Genomic DNA, 22,459 nt, shown 5'->3' with positions numbered 1-22,459 from the left:
AATTCCAGATTAATTTCAACATTCCTTAATATTCAGAGGACAAGAAAAAGAGGACATAGGACAGAGGACACAAAACCAGAGGACATAGGACATAGGACAATGAAGGTTGATTTTTTGCAGCGCAGCGGAGAAAAATCAACCTTCTCTGTCCTCTGTCCTCTGGTTTTAAGGTATTTAATTTGTAAAATTTACACATAATATTTTAGAGTAATCAATAAAGTATTTTGCAGGAGGAAAAGGTGAAAAGTTTAACGACTAAATGTATTAAAAATGTGATTTTTAGATTTAATGATGATGATGTATTGGCTTTATCCTCACAATTGGCATATGGATTTATATTTGCATTTTTCCCTTTTATGATATTTCTCATGACAATGATAGGATATAGTCCTGTGGAAAGCGGAGATGTATTAGCAGGATTAAATAGACTTTTGCCAAAGGATACTTTGGAATTAATTAAAAACATAGTTATTGAGGTTGTCGATACAAAAAATGCAAGTTTGATGTCATTTAGTTTGATTTTTACTATATGGTCAATGTCATCGGGATTTGATGCAGTTATAAAGGCACTTAATAAGGCATATGATGAGCGGGAAAACAGAAATTTTTTTGTGGTAAAGTTAATAAGCATATTATTCACATTTGAACTGACAATTGTAATACTTACTTTAATATTTTTTTTAGTATTAGGACAAATAGTTGGAAATTCAATTGCATATAGGTATGGTTTTTCACAAGAGTTTAAAGTTTTATGGGATGCAGCAAGATATGTAATATCTATTTTAACTACTATATTTATTTTTGCTTCATTATATCATTACACTCCAAGTAGAAGACTTACATGGCATGAAGTTATGCCCGGATCTTTTTTTGCAACTATTGGATTAATTGCAGCATCTATGATATTTGCATACTATGTCAATAACTTTACCAATTATTCTAAAGTATATGGAAGTATAGGTGCAGTTATTGCACTTTTAAGTTGGTTTTTTCTTGGAGCAACTATAATAATTTCAGGCGGAGAATTAAATGCTATATTAATTTCAAAATGTGGAACAAAAACTTAAACTTAAATAGTTTTCAATTTCGACAGAAGGTTTTATTAAAAAAAAGTAAATAGTTGTATTAAGAAAATATTAAAGTTGATAGAAGTGATAATAGATGATTTTTAATGTCATATAAGAAAGATAATCTTATAGTTTTGCTTATCATGAAATGACATATTTTTTCTGAGTATTGTGATAATATTATTTTACACCATCACTTATTTATGGGGGGGAGAAAAGTATGGTAATAGAAAGTTTGATGAAGATTAACGAGTCTGAGAGGATAAAGTATAAATATATCTATAAGCTGACAAAGAATAATGTATTGATTACATACAAGATGCAGCCTATAGAGTTAGAGTGTTACGGCATAGAAGTTGAAAGACAAGACTTAATAGATGATAAGATCATAAATACAGAAAGCGATTTTGTTAAAAATATAAGTCCGCAGAAGTACAAAGTGTATAATTTGTTTAAGCTTTTATATAATAATAATGTATCTCCCATACATTTAATAGATGTACTTGGAGAATATATTGATGAGTATGTAGTAGATTTTGAAGATAAAGTAAACATGTGCATTAATTATTAATGGTGCATAAAATAAGAAGAGGATGATTCCTCTTTTTATTTTATGTAATATGATAAATTTAAATTTAACTTTTAAAATGATAAGTTTTAATCTATTATAATAGATATGGGGGTGATACATTGTGATATTTGGTGTTGGAATTGATATAGTTGAAATTAGGAGAGTAAGTGAAGTGCTAGATAAACATTCGAATTTTTTAGAAAAAAATTTTTCTAAAAACGAAATTGAATATTTTAAAGTGAGAAAATTAAGACCTGAATTTGTAGCTGGAAGGTTTGCAGCTAAAGAAGCAGTGTCTAAAGCACTGGGCACTGGGTTCAGTGGATTTGAACTTAAGGATATAGAAATTGACAGAACGGCTTCAGGTAAGCCTACTGTTATATTAAAGGGAAAGGCAAAATTGATAGCACAAAAATATCAAAATTATAAAATTCATGTAAGTATATCGCATGGTATAGATAATGCTGTGGCATATGCTGTAATGGAGGTTGATAAAATTGAAGATTGCAGCTGTAAAGACTGTGAGGAAAATAGATAGTTATTGTATAAATGAATTAAAAATACCGGGGATAGTTCTTATGGAAAATGCAGCTTTAAAGGTTGTAGAAAATATAAATTTAGATAAATTCAATAAATTTTGTGTAGTTTGCGCAAAAGGTAATAACGGCGGTGATGGATTTGCAGTGGCAAGGCATCTACTTGTTAATAAAAAGGATGTACAGGTATTTTTAATTGGAAATAGCGGCGGCATGAGTAATGACTGTAAGACTAATTATGATATACTTACAAATATTGGAGTAAGTGTAGTTAACATAAATAGCTTAAATGATATAGATATTTTAAAAACTAGTATACTTCAAACTGAAGTTGTTGTAGATGCAATGTTTGGTACGGGACTTTCAAGGGATATTCAAGGTATCTTTGATTCTGCAGTATCTTTAATTAATCAAAATAGCAGGTATACTGTATCAATAGATGCTCCATCTGGATTTGAAAGTGATACTGGGAAGATACTTGGAAATTGTATTAGGGCAGATAAGACTGTAACTTTCGAACTCTATAAGAGGGGATTCTTAAATTATGGTGCAGATGAATTTACAGGAGATGTGATTGTAGAAAGTATAGGAATACCTAAATTAGCAGTAGACAAGTTTACTCAAGATGATTTTATACTAAATCATGAAATGATAAAGAATAATTTAAAAGTTAGAAACAAATACTGTCATAAAGGTGATTATGGCAGAGTTATGATTTTTTCAGGCTCCCTGGGATTTACAGGAGCAGCTTATATATGTACGCAGGGTGCAGTTAGAAGTGGTTCAGGACTTGTAACTTTATGCTGCAGTAGAGAAATTCAAGGTATATTGTCTTCTAAATTAGTTGAAGCTATGACAATTTCACTTGATGAAGATCAAAGGGTATTTGAGCTTTTAAAAAAGAGTGATGCTTTAGCTTTCGGTCCGGGTCTCGGCAGTAGTAAAACTACTTACAATTTATTAAAGAAAATTGTGGATAATTATGAAAAGACGATTGTCATAGATGCAGATGGTATAAATGTTTTGCAGGGAAAACTTGATACATTTAAAAATAAAAAATGCAAGTTTATAATTACACCGCATGCTGGAGAAATGTCTAGAATAACGGGGCTCAGTGTAGATTATATAAATCAAAATAGAATAGAAGTTTCAAGGAAATTTGCTAAAGACAATAATGTAGTAGTACTTTTAAAAGGATATAATACTGTGATTACTGATGGATACAAATTAGCTATAAATCCTACTGGCAACAGTTCAATGGCTTCAGGAGGAATGGGCGACCTATTAACTGGTATTATAGTATCGCTTGCTGGACAGGGATATGAACCTATGAAAGCTGCATGTTTAGGAGCATTTATACATGGGTATTGTGGAGAAAAGTTATCAAAAAATATGTACTCTGTTAATGCAAGTTATATGCTTGACAAAATTCCATTTGTAATTAAAGAACTTCAAGATTAAAATAATTTATGCTTAGAATATAAAAAGATGCAGCATAATATATTAATAATATAAAATTAAATTAAGCTTTTGTAAGCATTTTTAATAAGAACATTCTAGTAATTTGTGTTGGAGGAATGGTGTGAAAAAAAGATTATTATTAATTATTTTATGTTTTATAATTGCAATATTTCAAATTGGGTGCAATAATAAAGGTAAGGATATTGAAGAAAATTTGAAGTACATTAGAAACTTAGATAGTTATACTTGTAATGTAAATATAAGCATGAAAAACGATAAACAAGTAATAACTTACAGCGGAAAGCAATCTTATGATAAGATGTACGGCAGCAGGTTTGAGCTTGGCGATAGTAGAATTTTTATATATAAAGATGACATGGTATTTATAAAAGATTTAAAAAACAATTCATTTTATAACACTCAAGAAGATTCCGATAGTATATTTAAATTAGCTTTTGTCTCATATTACATAAATTTATTATACACAGATGAAAATATAAAGAGTTCATTTAAAAGTTTAAATGGACAAGAGTATCAAGTTGTACATTTGGACATTCCAGGCAATAATAAAAACATCAATAATGCTAATTTATACATTAGAACGTCAGATAAAGTACCTCAATACTTATACATTTACAATTCTAGCGGCAAAGAAGACATTAAGGTAGAGTATTCATCATTTCAGCCTAATATAAAATTAAACCAGCAGATTTTTGAGACTAAATAAAAGAATTGATAAGTTCAAATTTTAGTTCCAATTTTAATTTAAATTTTTGGAAAATTTAAACAATATGTTAACAAGATAGTTTTAGGAAAGGTGATGTATTTATTATGTTTAAAAATTTTAGACCTACTTGGATGGAAGTTGACTTAGATAAGCTTGCTTATAATGTAAAAAGTATACGAAAAAAATCCAATTCAAAAGAATTAATAGGGGTTGTTAAAGCAGATGCGTATGGCCACGGCGTATTGGATGTAGTACAAACTCTCTTAGAAAATGGTATTGACAGATTAGCTGTTGCGGTGTTAAGTGAAGGTATACAACTTAGAAAAAACGGCATTGATAAACATATAATGATACTTGGACTCACTCCAGATACTTTAAATGAAGAATTGATAAAATATGATATTGAACCAGCAGTATCTTCTTACGAATATGCATTTAAGCTGTCCAATGATGCTAAGCGTATGAATAAAACAGTTAAAATTCATGTAGCTGTTGATACTGGTATGGGAAGAATAGGATTTTTACCAAATGAGGACGGCGTTAATGAAGTTTGTAAAATTAGTAAACTTCCTAATATAGAAATAGAAGGTTTGTTTTCACATTTTTGTACTGCAGATGAATTGAACAAGGAATATTCAAATATGCAGTTTGAAAAATATAATTGGTTTTATGATGCACTTATGGAAAGACAAGTTAAAATTAATATGAAGGATATTGCTAATAGTGCTGCTATAATGGAATTACCAAAAACTCATTTTGATGCTTCAAGGCCAGGTATAATATTATATGGATATTATCCATCAACTGAAGTTGACAAAAATGAGCTTGATATCAAACCTATTATGACATGGAAGGCAAATGTAATGCATGTTAAAAAACTTGGAAAAGGCGAGTACATTAGTTATGGAAGAAAGTTTAGAACTGAAAGAGAAAGTTTAATTGCAACTTTGCCAGTTGGGTACGCTGATGGTTATACTAGAATGATGTCTGGAAAGGCGAAGGTAATAATTAATGGAAAATTTGCTCCTGTAGTTGGAAACATATGCATGGATCAATGTATGGTTGATGTCACTGATGCTGGAGATGTAAAGGCTGGGGATGAAGTCATACTTATGGGCAGTTCAGGAAATTTAAAATTTGATGCTGACGATATAGCACCTATACTTGGCACTATAAATTATGAGATATTGTGTATGGTAAGTAAGAGGGTACCTAGAGTTTATATTAAAGGTGGAAAGGTAGTTAAGGTTAGAAATTACATTTAAGATGTATATAATATTATTATAATGTATATTATAATAATATGGTTAAATTCTATCGTTATTAATATTATTAAAAAATATAGCCTCCGTTAATTTAGTACGGAGAAATACATATTATATTATTTTAATCTCAGAATACATAGCATAAATAAATTGTAATATAAGTAAATTATACATCAAGTTACAAGTAGAAAAATGGAGAAAATAAAGATATTTTCTTTGACAGGCTTGTAATTTTGGTTATATAATTTAAATATGTATATTCTCGCTTAAGTTAATAGGAGGTATTAATTTTTATATGTCAAATTCAAAAAGATTAGTGGTTGACCTCTCAGAAACACTTTACAATGAATTTAATAAGGCACTAAAAGAAGATTGCAAAAAAAGAAGTGAATTTATTAGGGAAACTATCATATTATATATTAAAGAGAAAAAAAGGTTAAGTATAATAGAGCAAATGGAAAGTGGTTACAAGGAAATGGCGAAACTTAATTTGGAATTTGCAGAAATGGGCTTTGCGAGCGATATGAAGGAATTAAAAGAATATGAAGCGAAGCTTTCGGAGAGTGATTTGGCAGATGACAACGATAGTGAAAAGAGGAGATATATTTTATGCTGATTTAAGCCCTGTAGTCGGCTCTGAACAAGGTGGGATAAGACCTGTAATAATCATTCAAAACGATGTAGGCAATAAATACAGTCCCACTGTAATAATAGCGGCAATTACTTCACAGATAAATAAGGCAAAACTTCCTACGCATGTAGAAATTTCATCAGAAGCTTATGGACTTAATAAAGATTCTGTAGTTTTGCTGGAACAGATAAGAACTCTAGATAAGAGAAGATTAAAAGAAAAGATAGGCCATATGACAGAGTCAGATATGAAAAAAGTTGATGATGCACTTTTGATAAGTATAGGGTTACAATAGCAAGTTTTAAATAAGGGTTTATGTTATAAACCCTTATTTTTATGGGCAAAATCCCAGGTATATATATAAAAAATTTTTTTTGTGATAGAATAGTAACTGATTATATATTTTAAGGAGGTTGAAACTTTGAAAAAAAGTGTAGAAGAACTAACTCAAATAGCTAAGGTTATTAGAAAAGATATAATAACTATGTTAACGGAATCTGCTTCAGGTCATCCAGGCGGTTCATTATCTGCTGTAGAAATTTTAACTGCATTGTATTTTAATGAAATGAACGTTGACCCAGAAAATCCAAGAGATCTAAATAGGGATAGATTTGTACTCTCAAAAGGTCATGCAGCACCAGCATTATATAGTACACTTTGCAGAAGGGGATTTTTTGAAGCTAAGGAGTTAATGACTTTAAGAAAGATTAATTCTAATTTACAAGGACATCCTAATATGAATGAAGTTCGCGGAGTAGATATGTCTACAGGTTCATTAGGACAGGGAATTTCAGCAGCTGTTGGAATGGCTATAGCTGGAAAGTTAGATGGAAAAGATTATAGAGTATATACTTTATTAGGAGATGGAGAACTTGAGGAAGGTCAAGTTTGGGAAGCTTCCATGGCAGCAGCTCAATATAAATTAGATAATCTTACAGCTTTTGTTGACCATAATGGACTTCAAATTGATGGACCATGTGAAGAAGTTATGTCAGCTGAACCAATAACAGATAAATTTAAGGCATTTAGATGGAATGTTATAGAGATTGACGGACACAATTTTGAACAGATAATTGACGCTGTAGAACAAGCTAAAAAGACTAAAGGAAAACCAACTATGGTGGTATGTAAAACTATAAAAGGTAAAGGCGTATCATATATGGAAAATCAAGTTGGATGGCATGGTTCTGCACCAAACCAAGAACAATGTGATATAGCTTTAAAAGAAATTGGAGGTGAAGAATAGTGAGTAAGAAGATAGCTACAAGAGAAGCTTATGGAAAAACTCTTGCTGAAATAGGTCAAAAAAATAAAAAAATTGTTGTATTAGATGCAGATTTATCAAAATCTACTAAGACTGCAGAATTTAAAAAAGTTTGTCCTGAAAGATTTATCGATATGGGAATAGCAGAGGCTAATATGATGACAGTAGCTGCAGGTATATCAACATGTGATAAGATAGTATTTGCAAGTACATTTGCTATATTTGCAACAGGAAGGGCTTTTGAACAAATAAGAAATTCAATTTGCTATCCTAAGTTAAATGTAAAAGTATGTGCAACTCATGCAGGATTAACTGTAGGAGAAGATGGAGCGTCACATCAATCAGTAGAGGATATATCACTTATGAGAAGTATTCCAAATATGACAGTAATTTGTCCTAGTGATGCTGTTGAAACTGAAAAGGCAATTAAAGCTGCAGCAGAATTTAATGGTCCTTGTTATGTAAGGCTTGGAAGATCAGGAGTACCTGTTATAAATGACAATCCTAACTATGATTTCAAAATTGGCAGGGCAGTAACTTTAAAAGAAGGAAAAGATGCTGTAATTTTTGCAACAGGAATAATGGTAGATGCTGCACTTCAAGCACATGATATACTAGCTCAAGAAGGTATAAATGCTAAGGTTGTAAATATACATACTATAAAACCTATAGATAAAGAAGCAATTATAAGTTCAGCTCATGAAACTCACGCTGTAGTAACTGCAGAAGAGCATAATATAATAGGCGGACTGGGTTCAGCTGTATGTGAAGTTCTAAGTGAAAACATTCCAACTCCAGTAGTAAGAGTAGGAATAAAAGATACATTTGGAGAAAGTGGAAAACCAGCAGAACTTTTAGAAAAGTATGGTTTAACTGCTAAAGACATAGTTAATGCTGTAAAAAAGGTATTGACATTAAAAAAATAAAACTATGAGCTGTAAATTATAAATTATAAATAAAAGTAGGGTGTAATTCCAGAAGTTACAATGGAAGTTCATCCTACTTTTATTTATAACTGTATAATATGACATATGTGCTGCTTTTTATTAATAATAAATTAATACATTAAGGGTTAATTTAATCTCTTACTATGTTATAATATCTATAAGACTGTTAAAAAAAACAGTCTGTTTTTATATTATATAAGGAGAGGTTTGGATGATACAATTTAAGAATGTAAGTAAGATTTACAATAACAACATATTTGCATTGTCTAATTTGAATTTGGAAATAAAGCAGGGCGAATTTGTATTTTTAGTTGGACCAAGTGGAGCTGGTAAATCTAGTTTTGTTAAAGTACTTTTAAAGGAGATTCAACCAACTAGCGGACAATTGATAGTTAATAATATGGATATAACAAATTTAAATAGAAAAGAAGTACCATATTACAGAAGAAAACTAGGAGTTGTTTTTCAAGATTTTAGATTAATTTCTACATTAAATGTTTATGAAAATGTAGCTTTTGCAATGAGAGTAGTACAAGCTCCTGTAAAGGAAATAAGAAAAAAGGTTCCAGTAGTTTTATCACTTGTTGGTCTAGCAAATAAATATAAAGCTTTTCCAAATGAGCTATCTGGAGGAGAACAGCAGAGGGTTTCACTTGCTAGGGCTATTGTAAATAATCCTTCTATATTAATTGCAGATGAGCCTACTGGTAATTTAGATCCTGAAACAGCTATGGGAATAGTCGAAACGATGAATGATATAAATAAGGCAGGAACAACAGTTGTTATGGCTACACATGCCAAAGAAATTGTCGATATGATGAGAAAAAGGGTAATAGCATTGGAAAAAGGAGTTATTATAAGAGACGAACAAGGAGGTGTTTACGGATATGAGGATTAGTACATTTAAATTTTTTGTATCTGAAGCATTAAAAAGTTTGAAGAGAAATAAAACTATAAGTATTGCATCTGCAGCAACAGTTGCAGCAACTCTCCTTATGCTTGGAATATTTTTGCTTGCAGTATTAAATGTAAAGCAGGGAATATTACAAGTTGAATCTAAGGTTGAGGTAAAGATATTTCTAAAGGATAATATAACTATGACTCAGCAGAAAGATTTAGAGGATAAGATAAAGTCAGTAAATGGAGTAGTTGAGGTAAAGTATGAAAGTAAAGCCGAGGCAATGCAGAAATTCAAAGATCAGCTTGGAAAACAAAATAAAGGGCTGGTTGAAGGGTTAGATAAGGACAATCCTATGCCTAATTCTTATATAGTTAAGGTTAAAACGCCTGAAGCAGTTTCAGAAGTAGTAAAAAGAATAGATGGAATGGGTGGAATAGAGAGCATTAAAGATGGAAGAGAGATAGTTGATAAACTTATATCAATAATCAAGACTGTAAAATGGATAGGAAGTATCGTATTTATAATTTTAGCTGGTATTTCACTATTCTTAATAGGAAATACTATAAGACTTACAGTTTATTCAAGAAGAAGAGAAATAGGTATAATGAAATACATAGGAGCTACAGATTGGTTTATAAGATGGCCTTTTATAATAGAGGGTATAATTATAGGAATAGCAGGTGGAATAGTTTCAGATGTAGTACTTTTTTATCTGTATAGATTAATTTACACTAAGGTTGCTTCTGGACTTATAATAATGAACTTGATAAGCCCAGCTTGTGTAATAACTGTTATGCTATTGTTATTCGTTGTTGTAGGTGCTATTATTGGGTCAATTGGAAGTATTGTATCAATGAGAAAGTTCCTTGCAGTGTAAAAATTATTACCCCAGGGGTGTAAATATTGGAAAAGGTGGAACGTAACTAGTTACGTTCCACTTTTTCCAATATTTACACCCCTGGGGTAGCACATTATTTTGTGAATTTAAACTATGATTTACAAAAATATTTTTTTTAATGTTATAATTATTTAAGATTTAAATAAATAATATACAGTAGAAGGTTAAAAGCGAAGAGGTGTAAAAATGAGTACTAAAAAAAAGTGGATACTATCGACTGTAGTTATAATAATTGTTACAAATATTGTGACTATGTTTGGAACCGGAGCTTACATAAAAAGTAATTATGGAATTGATAAGTTTCAAAAATTATTTGAAGTTAGAAGTGCACTTTATAAATATTATGACGGACCAATTAATGATTCTGATTTAGTTGAAGGAGCAATCAAAGGAATGACATCAGCATTAAATGATCCTTATACTGTATTTATGAACAAAAAAGAATATGATGAATTTAATACGCAAACTGAAGGAAACTATAGTGGAGTAGGAATTGTAGTTCAGGCAAGTGGAGATAAAGTTATAGCAGCAGATATTCTTGACAATTCACCAGCTAAGAAGGCTGGAATTTTACCTAAAGATGAGATTCAAAAGGTAAATGGTAAGGCTGTAAGCGGAAAAGATTTAGATAAAGCAGCTACTAGTATGAAGGGACCAGAAAATACAGAAGTTACTTTAACTTTATATAGGCAGGGCAAAGGAACTTTTGATGTAAAGTTAAAGAGATCTAAGATAAGTATGGTTACAGTAAAGGGTGAAATGATAGATGACAAAGTTGGATACATACAAGTTTCCATGTTTGATGAACATACAGCTGACAGTTTTAAGAGTAATTTGAAAAAGCTTCAGGATAAGGGAATGAAATCATTAATAATTGACTTAAGAGGAAATCCTGGAGGATTATTAAATGAATGTGTAGATATGGTTTCAAATTTTGTACCTAAAGATAAGGTAATAGTTTCAACTGTAGACAAATATAAAAGCAGTAAGAAATATAAGTCAGCTGGAGGAACTGCAGTAGGAATGCCTGTTACAATACTTACAAATGAAGGAACTGCAAGTGCATCTGAAATATTCTCTGGAGCTATGAAGGATTATAAACTTGCTACTTTAGTTGGAGAAAAGACTTTTGGAAAAGGAGTAGTTCAAACTGTATTAAATACTGGTGAAGGAACTGCATTAAAAGTTACAATTTCAAAATACTATACTCCTAATGGAGTAAATATAAATCATACTGGAATAAAACCAGATGTAAATGTAAAATATCCAGAGGAGCTTATGAAAAAACAATACAATAGAAGTGAGGATCCTCAATTTAACAAGGCACTAGAAATAGCTAAAAGTAAAATTAAATAACATTGACTATTTTTGTTAGACAGATATTTTTCTGTCTAACTTCATTTTAATATCCATAAGAAGTAAGGCTTACATTTTATTGTAGATTAATTTTGACTTTAAGGAGAGGGGAAATAATTTTAATGAAAATTTTGATATATACATTAAAGGCAGTAGCTTTTGCACTCACAGAACCATACTATGTTATCATCTTAGTAATACTTGGATTATTTCTTTATGAAAAAAACAAAAAAACTACTATTATGCAAAAGATGATAATTGGAACACCAATAAATTCTCCATTAGAACTTACTATATCACAAATTGTCATAGGCATATTTGCTGGAGCTTTGGCTAGTGCCATAATGTCTTATTTTGGAATAATATTTGATCAAAATTCATCTGTTGATTTAATATTTTTGATATCTATAGTTTTTATGTTTTTTAATCCTAGGTTTATATGTTTTTCATATTCAGCATCTTTCCTTGGAATTTTAAGTATGATTTTTGCATACATAGCATATGTAACTAAAAATCCAGCTGTAAACTTTTTGAACATAGATATACCAGCTTTAATGAGTATGGTTGCTGTACTTCATTTTGTAGAAGGAATTTTAATATCCATAGATGGAAAGACAGGCTATATACCAGTATTTACAAGTAGAGATGGTAAAATAATAGGTGGATTTGCCCTCCAGAGATATTGGGTTGTTCCAATAGCAATATTTTTTATGTTACATAATGTAGATCCAAATACTTTGAGTTCAACATCGCAGATGCCTATGCCGGGCTGGTGGCCGATCTTAAAAGGATCAATTCCCACTGACGTTTTAAAAAGTGCAGTAATTTCATTAATGCCGTTTTATGGTGTTATGGGTTATAATAGTATAACCTTTACTAGAGACAAGAAGCAAAAGTCTGCAATATCAGGCGGACTTACTATATTATATAGTTTAATGCTATTTGGACTTGCACAGTTAGCAGTCTTAAATTCATACTTTAAAGTTTTAGTTTTAGTATTTGCGCCTATTGCCCATGAAGCAATGATCATGTTTCAAAGGTACTTGGAAGCAAGCGGCAAACCAAAGTATATAAGTGGAGAAGATGGAATAATGGTACTTGAAGTAGCACCTAACTCTCCTGCAAATGAAATGGGTATAAAAAGCGGTGACTTATTAATTGAGATAAACAATAAGAGAATAGAAGATGAAAAGAAAGCACTGGAGGATATAAGAGAAACATCGAGTTTCATATGGCTTAAAGTTAAAAGGGTAACAGGAAAAATTGAAGATTTAACTTATAATAGAATGAATTCCGGGAAAAGACTTGGTATAGTGTTTGTACCTAGGACTGTTCCAAAGGACAGCACTATAGTTAAAGTAGGAGAGTCTAAGTTTGACAGCATATTAGAAAAGATTAAAAATAAAAAAGATGGGGATGATGATAAATAACTATGGGTGATTTTAAAATACACTCTAAATTTAAACCAAAGGGTGATCAACCACAGGCTATAGATAGTATAGCAGACGGAATAGTTAATAAAAAGGATAAATTTCAAACACTTTTAGGAGTTACAGGTTCGGGAAAAACATTTACAATGGCAAATATCATAGAAAGAGTAAAAAAACCAACCTTGGTACTTGCACATAATAAAACTTTAGCAGCTCAGTTGTGTTCTGAATTTAGAGAATTTTTTCCTGAAAATTGTGTAGAATATTTTGTGTCTTACTATGATTATTATCAACCTGAGGCATATGTTCCTCAAACTGATACGTATATAGAAAAGGATGCTTCTATAAATGATGAAATAGATAAGTTAAGACATTCAGCTACATGTGCTCTATTTGAAAGAAGAGATGTCATCGTTGTAGCTTCAGTATCTTGTATATATGGACTTGGTAATCCTGAAGAATACAGTAAACTTACAATTTCACTTAGAGAAGGTATGGTAAAAGACAGAGATGAGATAATAAAAAAGTTAGTTGAAATTCAATATGAGAGAAACGAGATAAATTTTATAAGAGGTACTTTTAGAGTAAAAGGTGATGTTCTAGATATTTTTCCTGCATCTTCTACTAATAAAGCTGTTAGGATAGAATTCTTTGGAGATGAAATAGATAAAATAAGAGAATTTGACGTACTAACTGGTAAGATTACAGGAAAGCGCAGTCATGTACATATATTCCCAGCTTCTCACTTTGTTACGTCAAGGGATAAACTTGAAGCAGCTATAGAACGTATAGAAGAAGAACTTGAGGAAAGATTAAAGACATTGATATCCGATGATAAACTTTTGGAGGCACAGAGGCTGAAGCAGAGAACTAACTTTGATATAGAGATGATGAGGGAAGTTGGCTACTGCAGTGGAATAGAAAATTACTCTAGAATATTAGATGGAAGAGCAAAGGGAAGCCCTCCTCAAACGCTTATTGATTATTTCCCAGATGATTACCTTCTATTTATAGACGAAAGTCATGTAACTATGCCTCAAGTAAAAGCTATGTATGCAGGTGATAAGTCAAGGAAGCAGTCACTTGTTGATTATGGTTTTAGACTTCCATCGGCATTTGATAACAGACCTTTAAAGTTCAGTGAATTTGAAAAGAAGTTAAATCAGGTTGTTTTTGTTAGTGCAACTCCTGCTGAATATGAGCTTAAAAATTCAACAAATATAGCAGAGCAAATAATAAGACCTACTGGATTGTTAGATCCTGAAATTATAGTAAAACCTATAAAAGGTCAAGTAGATGATTTGTATGCAAATATAAAGGAAACAACTAAAAAAGGATATAGAACTTTGGTTACTACCTTAACTAAAAAGATGGCAGAAGACTTAACCCAATATCTTAAAGGACTTGATGTAAAAGCAGCATATTTGCATTCAGATATAGACACAATAGAGAGAATGAAAATTATAAACGAACTTAGAAGAGGAGAAGTTGATGTATTAATAGGTATAAACTTATTAAGAGAAGGACTTGATATTCCTGAAGTTGCCCTTGTTGCAATACTTGATGCAGATAAAGAGGGATTTTTAAGATCTGAGAGGTCACTTATACAGACAATAGGAAGGGCTGCAAGAAATGCAAATAGTAAAGTTATAATGTACGGCGATGTTATTACTAAGTCTATGAATAAGGCAATAACTGAGACTAATAGAAGAAGAAAGATTCAAATGGAATATAATAAGAAGAATGGTATTACGCCTACAACAATAACTAAAGAAATTAGGGATATAATTGAGGCAACTAAGGTTGTGGAAGAAAAAGAAGAATATGAGACATTGGAAGATGCAATAAAGGCAAACAATGAAAATATAGATTCACTCATTAAAAAATATGAAAAAGAAATGAAACAGTGTGCAAAGGAGCTTCAGTTTGAAAGGGCTGCTGAACTCAGGAATATTATATTTAAACTCAAAAAACAAAAGAAAGCTGAATAAAAAAATCTTTTACAAGGAACAGACGTTCCTATATAATATAAGAAGAAAACTAATAAATTTAATATTTATGATGAGGTGTGTTAACGAATATGAGGGATAAAATAGTAATAAAGGGTGCTAAAGTTAACAACTTAAAGAATATAGACCTTGAAATACCAAGGAATGAGTTAATTGTGTTTACTGGGCTTTCAGGTTCTGGAAAATCATCTCTTGCCTTTGATACTCTATATGCTGAAGGACAGAGAAGATATGTTGAGTCACTATCAGCTTATGCAAGGCAATTTTTAGGCCAAATGAATAAGCCGGATGTAGAATACATAGAAGGTTTGTCTCCAGCTATATCAATAGATCAAAAGACAACCAGTAGAAATCCGCGTTCTACAGTTGGGACTGTTACTGAAATATATGATTATTTAAGACTTTTATATGCTAAAGTTGGTATTCCACACTGTCCTAAATGCGGTAAAGAGATAAAACAACAAACTGTAGATCAAATGGTCGATAAAATTATGGAGATGCCGGAAAGAACTAAGATACAAGTATTATCTCCAATTATAAAGGGAAAAAAGGGACAACATGTTAAGGTTATTGAGCGTATAATAAAAAATGGATATATAAGAGCAAGAATAGATGGCAAAATATTTGACTTAGAAGAAGATGAAGTGAAATTAGAAAAAAATATAAGGCATACAATAGAAGTGGTAATAGACAGGTTGATAGTTAAAGGTGACATAAGGAGCAGATTATCTGATTCTATTGAAGCAAGTTTAAAACTATCTGAGGGTATTGTAATTATAAATGTCATAGGTGGAGAAGACATACTTTTTAGTGAAAAGTTTGCATGCCCTGACTGCGGTATAAGCATAGATGAAATTGCACCGAGGTTATTTTCGTTTAATGCTCCTTATGGAAAATGTGATACTTGTGATGGATTAGGTACTCTTATGGAAATAGATGAAGATCTGGTAGTTCCAGATAAGAGCAAAAGCATAGTTGAAGGAGCATTTATGCCTCTTGGAAGCGGGAGCTTAAAGGAAGATTCATGGACTTTTAGTGTACTTAAGGCTCTTGCAAAAAAGTATAAATTTAAATTAACAGCGCCTATAAAAAAGCTTGACAGGAGTATATTAGATATATTATTTTACGGACTCAATGGTGATAAGATTAGAGTTACATATTCAAAAGAAGGAAAGGTTATGGAATTTAACCATTCATTTGACGGCATAATAAATAATCTCAAGAGAAGATACATGGAAACTAATTCAGATTATATAAAAAGGGAAATTGAAAATTATATGAGTGATAATCCATGTCCTAAATGTAATGGTGCAAGATTAAAACCAGAAGCTTTGGCAATAACTGTAGGTGGAAAAAATATATTTGAATTTTGCAAAATGCCAATAAAAGATGAACTTAACTTTTTGAAAAATCTTGAGTTATCCGAAAAAGACAAGATTATAAGTGATCAAATACTTAAAGAAATAGAAAATAGGCTGAACTTTTTAATAAATGTTGGACTTGATTATTTGACACTGGCAAGAACAGCAGGGACTTTATCTGGCGGCGAGTCACAGAGAATAAGACTTGCAACGCAGATAGGTTCTGGGTTAGTTGGGGTATTATATATACTTGATGAACCAAGTATAGGACTTCATCAAAGGGACAATGATAAATTGATAGATGCACTGGAACATTTAAAAGACCTTGGTAATACTCTTATAGTTGTTGAACATGATGAAGATACAATAAGGAAAGCAGATTTTATTGTTGATATAGGTCCTGGAGCAGGAGAGCACGGCGGAGAAGTAGTAGCAAAAGGTACTCTTCAAGATATAATTAAAAATGAAATGTCTATAACAGGTCAATATTTAAGCGGTAAAAAGAAAATATATGTACCTAAAGTAAGAAGAAGTGGAAATGGAAAGAGCATAGTTGTAAAAGGCGCAGGGCAAAATAACTTAAAGAATATAGATGTAGAGTTTCCCCTTGGTTTATTTGTTTGTGTTACTGGAGTGTCAGGGTCTGGAAAGAGCACACTTGTAAATGAGATACTCTATAAGGGATTGAATAAGAAAATCAATGGTTCAAAAAGTAATCCTGGAATATGTAAGGATATTATAGGAACTCAAAATATTGATAAGATTATAAATATAGATCAAAGTCCAATAGGCAGAACTCCAAGATCAAATCCTGCAACTTATACAGGTGTATTTGATATAATAAGAGAAGTTTTTGCTAGTACGTCAGAGTCTAAGATGCGGGGATACAAACCAGGAAGATTTAGCTTCAATGTAAAAGGTGGAAGATGTGAGGCATGTAAAGGCGATGGAATCATCAAAATTGAAATGCAGTTTTTATCTGATGTATATGTGCCTTGTGAAGTTTGTAAGGGAAAGAGATACAATAGAGAAACCCTTGAAGTAAAATATAAGAATAAAAATATTAGTGATATTTTAAATATGACAGTAGAAGAGGCATTGAAGTTTTTTGAAAATATCCCTAGAATAAAGAACAAACTTCAAACACTCATGGATGTAGGACTAGGATACATAAAACTAGGACAGCCATCTACGCAGTTGTCCGGCGGCGAAGCTCAAAGGATAAAGCTTGCCTATGAGCTGTCTAGAAGAAGTACTGGAAAAACTTTATATATTTTAGATGAGCCTACTACAGGATTACATGTAGATGATGTAAATAAGTTGATACTCATACTTCAAAAAATTGTTGATGCTGGGAATACTGCAGTTGTTATTGAACACAATTTAGATGTAATAAAGTGTTCAGATTATATAATTGATCTGGGCCCTGAAGGAGGAGAAAAAGGAGGAACTGTTATATGCACTGGAACCCCCGAGCAAATAGTTGAAAATCGCTATTCTTATACAGGACAATATTTAAAAAAGATGTTATAATCTATATAAGGCTAGCTAAATATACTATATTAGTGCTAGTCTTTTATTTGTTGCTATATAGAAAACAAAGTATAAGAAGGTGATTTTAGTGGATTTGAGTAATTTAAGTATGATATTTAAAATTGTAATAATTGCTATTGTATATATTATAATTTTAACAGCTATTATTATAATGTATAAAGATATAAAAAATGGCGGCAAGAAGTCTAGAAGACTCAATAGAAGATCTTTTGGACTTGAAATAGTAAATGCAGGGAATAACAACAATTTGAGAAAAGGCGCTGTTATTCCGATAAGAGGAGAAGTAAGTATAGGAAGAAAGAGCAATAACTTACTTATATTAGATGATCCTTATGCATCTGGTTATCATGCTAGGGTTTATGCGAGGAATAATACTTATATATTAGAAGATTTGCATAGTACCAATGGTACACTATTAAATGGAACAAAGGTAAACGGAAAAACTTACATTAAAGTTGGAGATGAAATCAGAGTAGGAAATACTTCATTTAAAGTTATAGGATAAGATTTGATAGGTGGTGATAAATTGGACACTAGTAAGGATGAAAAAAAACTTTTGAAATATACTTATCTTTTGTGCATTGTTTGTTTTTCTAATCTAGCTATTTTAAAACAGCCTCTTGATAAGGGAGCCCTTGTCATGGGTGGGGTTACATGTATACTCATCGGTTATTCATATTTTATAATAAGGAAATTCTTTTCAAGTGGAGATAAATATATATTTATTTTTTCGAGTATATTGTCAGTTATAGGTATAGTTATGATTTACAGACTAAACATTACGTATTCGATAAGACAAATTATATGGTTTGCAGTAGGAGTAACTGGTTTTATATTAATTGTGGTTTTGCTGCCGGACTTGAAGAGATTCGGAAAGTATAGGTATTTTTATCTTGTAGTTACTTTAATATTTATGTCCCTTGGAAGCTTAATGGGTAAAGAAATAAATGGATCTAAAAACTGGATTGTAATAGCAGGGTATTCTTTTCAGCCATCTGAGTTTGGTAAGCTATTTTTAGTTGCATATCTTGCATCTTCATTAAAGGATTATAAATCTTTTAAAAATCTCATAGAACCTGGAATTGTAGTTATGATATGTTTAGGATTTATGATACTTCAAAGGGATTTAGGTTCTGCTCTAATACTTTTTGGAATTTCTATAACTATGCTGTATATAGCTACTTCAAGATTTAAATATGTTGCTGCGTGTTTTGGATTATTTTGTGTGGGATCAGTTATAAGTTATCATATTTTTGATCATGTTAGGACAAGAGTCATGATATGGAAAAATCCATGGCCGTATGCAAATGAAAAGGGCTATCAGATAGTTCAGTCTATGCTTTCAATAGCATCAGGTGGATTTACTGGATCGGGATTAGGACTTGGACATCCAGAGTATGTACCAGTTAATACGACTGACTTTATATATGCAGCATTGTGTGAAGAACTGGGGATATTAATGGGATTTGCCATAATAATTTTATACTTTTTACTATTTTATAGATGCATGAGAGCTGCTGTATATGGTAAAGATGTATTTTCAAGACTTTTAGTAATTGGCTATAGTTCTATGATAGCATGTCAAGTACTTGTCATTATAGGGGGAGTTATGAATGCAATTCCACTTACAGGTATAACACTGCCTCTAGTAAGTTACGGTGGAAGTTCGATGCTCATAACATTTTTCTCGCTTGGAATAATCCAAAAGATATCAGAAGAAGGTAGGTAGTTATGAAGGATATATCAAGTAATATAAAAAAAGTACTTTTTGTTTTTTTGTTATGTTTTATAGCTCTAATATCTTATATAACATATTTTGAAATGGTAGTAGGTCCAAAGATAGTAGACAACCCAGCTAATAGAAGGTTATGGGCTAAGAGAAATGAAGTACTTAGAGGTATAATTTATGACAGAAATGGAAAACCCCTTACAGAAAGTGAAAGAATAGATAAAGAAAACCAAAAAAGATATTATACTGGAGGGGAAATGTTTGCGCATGTGTTAGGATATGTAGATATAAAGTATGGTATTACTGGTCTTGAAAAAAAGTATGATAGTGAACTAATGTCTACTGATATAAAGGATAATGTAAAGAGCTTGATAGCAAATAAAGGGAAAAGGCAGGATAAAGTAGGTAACAATTTAAAAACTACTTTGGATTATGATGTACAGAGCAAGGCTTATGAACTCTTAGGTGACAACAAAGGTGCAGTAGTTGTGCTGAATCCAAAAACTGGGGCTGTTATAGCTATGGTTTCAAAACCATCATTTAATCCTAATAATTTACAAGATATATGGAGTTCTATAAATTCAGATAAAGATAGACCATTATTAAATAGAGCTACAGCTGGATTGTATCCGCCGGGTTCTACATTTAAAACTATAACTGCAATAAGTGCCCTTGAAAATATGGGCGGAGTTCAAAATAGAACATTTACGGATAATGGAGAGTTATATATAAGTAATCAATATTCACTTCATGATTTTGCAGGGGAATCATTTGGAGATATATCTTTTGAACAAGCGTATGTTAAATCAAGTAATGTAGTCTTTGGAACTTTAGCTTTAGAATTGGGAAATGACAAGTTAAAAAAGACTGCTGAAGAATTTTACTTTAATAAAACTATACCTACAGATGGTATTGCAGTGGAAACTAGTAGATTCCCTACATTAAAATCATATGAAAAGGGAAGTATTGCTCAAACTGGAATAGGTCAAAGTGGTGATCTTGCAAGTCCGCTTCAAATGGCTTTAGTTGCAAGTACTGTTGCAAATAATGGAGTAATGGCTAAACCTTATTTGGTTAGTCAGGTAACTACAAGCAAAGGTAATCTTGTAAAAGATGTACAGCCAGAGAGTATAGGACAAATAATAAGTCCTAGTATAGCAAATACTATGAAAGGCTTTATGAAGTCAGTTGTCCAAGAAGGTACTGGTACAAATGCTGCTGTTGATGGGGTAGAGGTTTGCGGCAAAACTGGAACTGCAGATCATCAAGAAGATGGTCATGATGCACCACCTCATTCATGGTTTATAGGGTTTGGACCATATGAAGATCCACAAGTTGCAGTAGCAGTAATAGTTGAAAATGGAGGTCAGGGAGGTAAGGCAGCTGCAGGAATAGCTTCTGAACTGATGAGAATGGTAATCAACAAGTAGAAAGGAGACTTAGAGTTTATGAAGATAGAAGACATAAACAACTTGTCTAATGGTGATGGTATTGAAGTTTTAGGAATGGTAAGCGATAAAAGAATAGGTCACAAAAGGGATGGAAATCTATATATTATTATGATAATTCAAGATAATACAGGTTCTATAGCATTTCCAATTTGGGATAATTATCAAAAGCTTATGGATTCAGCAGAAGAAGGATCAATTGTGAAAGTAAAAGGATATGCTGGCAGCTTTAATGGAAATATGCAAATAAAAAATCCTGTTATTCAAGTTGTAACTGAGGATATTGATTATTCCAACTTTGTACCTTTTTACGATATACCAAAGGAACTCATCACGTATTTTATAAATACGGTTAATAAACTTGAGGATAAATATAAAAAGATTGCTGTAGCAGCTACTGGCGCATCCGGATACAGCGATAAAAGGTGGAAAGCCTTTTTAACTTGTGTTGCTGCTGAAAAGTTTCACGGCAATAAACGCGGAGGACTTTTTTTACACACTGTTGGAGTAATGAAGACAATGGAAAGTATTTTGAATAATTACATTGATAACCCATTTTATATGAGTGCAAAAGATGTTATAAATAAAGATAGACTCATGTTAAAAGCCATTATACATGATGTCATGAAGACAAAGGAATATGATTACGATGGAATAATACGAAGGAAGTCCATTAAGCTTGACCATATAGTGATGGGAGCTGCTTATTTAATTGAAGTAAATAATGAAGTTGGAAATGTGCTTGATGAAGAAGAATTAGACGATATATGTTATTCTATTTTATCTCATCATGGAGAGTTTGGAAAGTTTGAGCCTAAAGGAGTCGAGGACATACTGCTAAATATAGCAGATACGGTAGACAGCCAAATTGTAAATGCAATAGAGAACAAAATATAAAAACAGAAGACAAAATCAGAGGACAGAGGACATAGGACAGAGGACAGAAAAACCAGAGGACATAGGACAGAGGACAATGATTGTTGCTTTTCCTCCGTTACACTACGGAAAACCTTTAAAAAATTTATAGAGATTTAGCATTTAAGTTCCAGTAAAAATAGAATTTTTACTGGAATTGTAACTTTTTACGCTTACTTTAAGGGCTGGTAAGCCCGCAGACCGGGAGACCGTTGATTTTATTATTTTATTTTTTATGGAATCTCCATGTGCATTTGATTGTTACCAAAGGTGGGGCAGGTAAAATCACGGTTTGGAGAAATACCAGGCATATAAACTATACAGCATTAAGGAAAAGATGGTAGAAAATATTGTTAGATGGTGAAAATATAATTGAACCACCTACGTTT

General features: G+C 31.6%; 20 protein-coding genes. All 20 read left to right on the top strand.

The features are described 5' to 3' along the window. Positions 1 to 239: 239 nt before the first annotated feature. Complete coding sequence (locus tag EBB51_RS11750; protein ID WP_123054623.1) at positions 240 to 1,067, top strand: YihY/virulence factor BrkB family protein; 828 nt, start codon at positions 240 to 242, stop codon at positions 1,065 to 1,067. Positions 1,068 to 1,287: 220 nt separating this feature from the next. Continuing rightward, the gene (locus tag EBB51_RS11745) at positions 1,288 to 1,638 is read left to right on the top strand and encodes a DUF6514 family protein (RefSeq protein ID WP_123054622.1); all 351 of its coding nucleotides are present in this window, start codon (positions 1,288 to 1,290) and stop codon (positions 1,636 to 1,638) included. Positions 1,639 to 1,759: 121 nt separating this feature from the next. Continuing rightward, complete coding sequence (gene acpS / locus EBB51_RS11740) at positions 1,760 to 2,176, top strand: holo-ACP synthase (RefSeq protein ID WP_123054621.1); 417 nt, start codon at positions 1,760 to 1,762, stop codon at positions 2,174 to 2,176. Beyond that, positions 2,136 to 3,635, top strand: a complete 1,500-nt coding sequence (locus EBB51_RS11735) for an NAD(P)H-hydrate dehydratase (protein ID WP_123054620.1) — start codon at positions 2,136 to 2,138, stop codon at positions 3,633 to 3,635. The genes acpS and EBB51_RS11735 overlap by 41 nt, the downstream gene beginning before the upstream one ends. A 121-nt stretch (positions 3,636 to 3,756) precedes the next feature. Then, complete coding sequence (locus EBB51_RS11730; RefSeq protein ID WP_243103850.1) at positions 3,757 to 4,362, top strand: germination lipoprotein GerS-related protein; 606 nt, start codon at positions 3,757 to 3,759, stop codon at positions 4,360 to 4,362. Between the two features lie 104 nt (positions 4,363 to 4,466). Continuing rightward, a complete protein-coding gene (alr, locus tag EBB51_RS11725; protein WP_123054619.1) occupies positions 4,467 to 5,627 on the top strand; it encodes an alanine racemase in 1,161 nt (386 codons plus the stop codon). Positions 5,628 to 5,922: 295 nt separating this feature from the next. Next, positions 5,923 to 6,243: a CopG family transcriptional regulator gene (locus tag EBB51_RS11720; RefSeq protein WP_123054618.1), complete on the top strand. Its 321-nt coding sequence runs from the start codon at positions 5,923 to 5,925 to the stop codon at positions 6,241 to 6,243. Further along, positions 6,203 to 6,553: a type II toxin-antitoxin system PemK/MazF family toxin gene (locus tag EBB51_RS11715; RefSeq protein WP_123054617.1), complete on the top strand. Its 351-nt coding sequence runs from the start codon at positions 6,203 to 6,205 to the stop codon at positions 6,551 to 6,553. Before EBB51_RS11720 ends, EBB51_RS11715 begins: the two co-directional genes overlap by 41 nt. A 126-nt stretch (positions 6,554 to 6,679) precedes the next feature. Next, on the top strand, positions 6,680 to 7,504 hold the full coding sequence (locus EBB51_RS11710; protein WP_123054616.1) for a transketolase: 825 nt from the start codon (positions 6,680 to 6,682) through the stop codon (positions 7,502 to 7,504). Continuing rightward, the gene (locus tag EBB51_RS11705) at positions 7,504 to 8,448 is read left to right on the top strand and encodes a transketolase family protein (protein ID WP_123054615.1); all 945 of its coding nucleotides are present in this window, start codon (positions 7,504 to 7,506) and stop codon (positions 8,446 to 8,448) included. Before EBB51_RS11710 ends, EBB51_RS11705 begins: the two co-directional genes overlap by 1 nt. A gap of 232 nt (positions 8,449 to 8,680) precedes the next feature. Next, positions 8,681 to 9,367: a cell division ATP-binding protein FtsE gene (ftsE, locus tag EBB51_RS11700; RefSeq protein ID WP_123054614.1), complete on the top strand. Its 687-nt coding sequence runs from the start codon at positions 8,681 to 8,683 to the stop codon at positions 9,365 to 9,367. Next, complete coding sequence (gene ftsX, locus EBB51_RS11695; RefSeq protein WP_123054613.1) at positions 9,357 to 10,247, top strand: permease-like cell division protein FtsX; 891 nt, start codon at positions 9,357 to 9,359, stop codon at positions 10,245 to 10,247. Before ftsE ends, ftsX begins: the two co-directional genes overlap by 11 nt. 207 nt (positions 10,248 to 10,454) lie before the next feature. Then, positions 10,455 to 11,624, top strand: a complete 1,170-nt coding sequence (locus EBB51_RS11690; RefSeq protein WP_123054612.1) for a S41 family peptidase — start codon at positions 10,455 to 10,457, stop codon at positions 11,622 to 11,624. A gap of 122 nt (positions 11,625 to 11,746) precedes the next feature. Further along, positions 11,747 to 13,054 carry a PDZ domain-containing protein gene (locus EBB51_RS11685; protein WP_123054611.1) on the top strand — a complete coding sequence of 436 codons (1,308 nt, stop codon included), beginning with the start codon at positions 11,747 to 11,749 and terminating at the stop codon, positions 13,052 to 13,054. 2 nt (positions 13,055 to 13,056) lie between these two features. Next, positions 13,057 to 15,045: an excinuclease ABC subunit UvrB gene (gene uvrB / locus EBB51_RS11680; protein WP_123054610.1), complete on the top strand. Its 1,989-nt coding sequence runs from the start codon at positions 13,057 to 13,059 to the stop codon at positions 15,043 to 15,045. Positions 15,046 to 15,134: 89 nt separating this feature from the next. Beyond that, positions 15,135 to 17,957, top strand: a complete 2,823-nt coding sequence (uvrA, locus tag EBB51_RS11675; RefSeq protein WP_123054609.1) for an excinuclease ABC subunit UvrA — start codon at positions 15,135 to 15,137, stop codon at positions 17,955 to 17,957. Between the two features lie 88 nt (positions 17,958 to 18,045). Further along, the gene (locus EBB51_RS11670; protein WP_123054608.1) at positions 18,046 to 18,483 is read left to right on the top strand and encodes an FHA domain-containing protein; all 438 of its coding nucleotides are present in this window, start codon (positions 18,046 to 18,048) and stop codon (positions 18,481 to 18,483) included. Positions 18,484 to 18,504: 21 nt separating this feature from the next. Continuing rightward, positions 18,505 to 19,707 (top strand): FtsW/RodA/SpoVE family cell cycle protein, encoded by a 1,203-nt coding sequence (locus tag EBB51_RS11665; RefSeq protein WP_123054607.1) that lies wholly within the window; start codon positions 18,505 to 18,507, stop codon positions 19,705 to 19,707. A 2-nt stretch (positions 19,708 to 19,709) separates the two neighbouring features. After that, positions 19,710 to 21,137, top strand: a complete 1,428-nt coding sequence (locus tag EBB51_RS11660) for a penicillin-binding protein 2 (protein WP_123054606.1) — start codon at positions 19,710 to 19,712, stop codon at positions 21,135 to 21,137. 18 nt (positions 21,138 to 21,155) lie between these two features. Then, positions 21,156 to 22,052: an OB-fold nucleic acid binding domain-containing protein gene (locus tag EBB51_RS11655; RefSeq protein WP_123054605.1), complete on the top strand. Its 897-nt coding sequence runs from the start codon at positions 21,156 to 21,158 to the stop codon at positions 22,050 to 22,052. The last annotated feature ends 407 nt before the right edge of the window (positions 22,053 to 22,459 follow it).

Origin of the sequence: Clostridium sp. JN-1, assembly GCF_003718715.1 — a bacterium.
Taxonomy (GTDB): domain Bacteria; phylum Bacillota; class Clostridia; order Clostridiales; family Clostridiaceae; genus Clostridium_AV.
Note: the sequence above shows the minus strand (reverse complement) of the source record. Positions and strands in the feature narration are given on the sequence as shown.

Bases quoted from the DNA above. Each gene is read 5' to 3' on its own strand.
- EBB51_RS11745 (WP_123054622.1), top strand. From the start codon at position 1,288: ATGGTAATAGAAAGTTTGATGAAGATTAACGAGTCTGAGAGGATAAAG.
- alr (WP_123054619.1), top strand. From the start codon at position 4,467: ATGTTTAAAAATTTTAGACCTACTTGGATGGAAGTTGACTTAGATAAG.
- EBB51_RS11720 (WP_123054618.1), top strand. From the start codon at position 5,923: ATGTCAAATTCAAAAAGATTAGTGGTTGACCTCTCAGAAACACTTTAC.
- EBB51_RS11715 (WP_123054617.1), top strand. From the start codon at position 6,203: ATGACAACGATAGTGAAAAGAGGAGATATATTTTATGCTGATTTAAGC.
- ftsE (WP_123054614.1), top strand. From the start codon at position 8,681: ATGATACAATTTAAGAATGTAAGTAAGATTTACAATAACAACATATTT.
- ftsX (WP_123054613.1), top strand. From the start codon at position 9,357: ATGAGGATTAGTACATTTAAATTTTTTGTATCTGAAGCATTAAAAAGT.
- EBB51_RS11690 (WP_123054612.1), top strand. From the start codon at position 10,455: ATGAGTACTAAAAAAAAGTGGATACTATCGACTGTAGTTATAATAATT.
- EBB51_RS11685 (WP_123054611.1), top strand. From the start codon at position 11,747: ATGAAAATTTTGATATATACATTAAAGGCAGTAGCTTTTGCACTCACA.
- uvrB (WP_123054610.1), top strand. From the start codon at position 13,057: ATGGGTGATTTTAAAATACACTCTAAATTTAAACCAAAGGGTGATCAA.
- uvrA (WP_123054609.1), top strand. From the start codon at position 15,135: ATGAGGGATAAAATAGTAATAAAGGGTGCTAAAGTTAACAACTTAAAG.
- EBB51_RS11660 (WP_123054606.1), top strand. From the start codon at position 19,710: ATGAAGGATATATCAAGTAATATAAAAAAAGTACTTTTTGTTTTTTTG.
- EBB51_RS11655 (WP_123054605.1), top strand. From the start codon at position 21,156: ATGAAGATAGAAGACATAAACAACTTGTCTAATGGTGATGGTATTGAA.